Below are 420 nucleotides of genomic sequence, written 5' to 3'. Positions count from 1 at the left end.
TGAATCTCCTGGCTGTCAGGTTCGGTAATTGTGAAAGAGCGATTTCGATAGTCATTACGATTGAGAAGCTCGCTCATGGCGTTAGAAAGCGCGTTCACTTCATCGCTGTGCAAAAAACCGCGTTCGAACAGAAAGCCGTTCTGCTCAAAGTTATCAAGTTGTGATTGGGAAAGCGGCCCAGGAAGATGGCGGCCTTTCACCGTATGCTCCTGACGCTTGTACCAAGGTTGGTCCGGGTGTTGATGTAACCGGGTGGGATAAGGATCGGTTTGTATCGATGCAGGGCAAGTTAGGTTCTGCGCTGACATCAAATCACCTCCGTCATTCTTTCAGAAATCAGCATTTACCTTGCGCTAAGGTTTCTTGTTTCTCCTATGTAAATTAAAGACCAATATGTGATTGGTCGGATAAGATGACGGT

Annotated in this window: 1 protein-coding gene; it reads right to left on the bottom strand. The window is 46.9% G+C overall.

Going from position 1 to position 420, the window contains the following annotated elements; translation table 11 throughout:
* Positions 1–308, bottom strand: a 308-nt coding sequence (locus tag F8C76_RS19245) for a hypothetical protein (protein ID WP_211372187.1), incomplete at its 3' end; no start/stop codon positions are given.
* Between the last annotated feature and the right edge of the window lie 112 nt (positions 309–420).

Origin of the sequence: Flagellimonas olearia (genome assembly GCF_009184425.1) — a bacterium.
GTDB classification, from domain to species: Bacteria; Bacteroidota; Bacteroidia; order Flavobacteriales; family Flavobacteriaceae; genus Flagellimonas; species Flagellimonas olearia.
The sequence above is the reverse complement of the archived record's forward strand: the minus strand, read 5'-3'. Positions and strand labels throughout refer to the sequence as shown.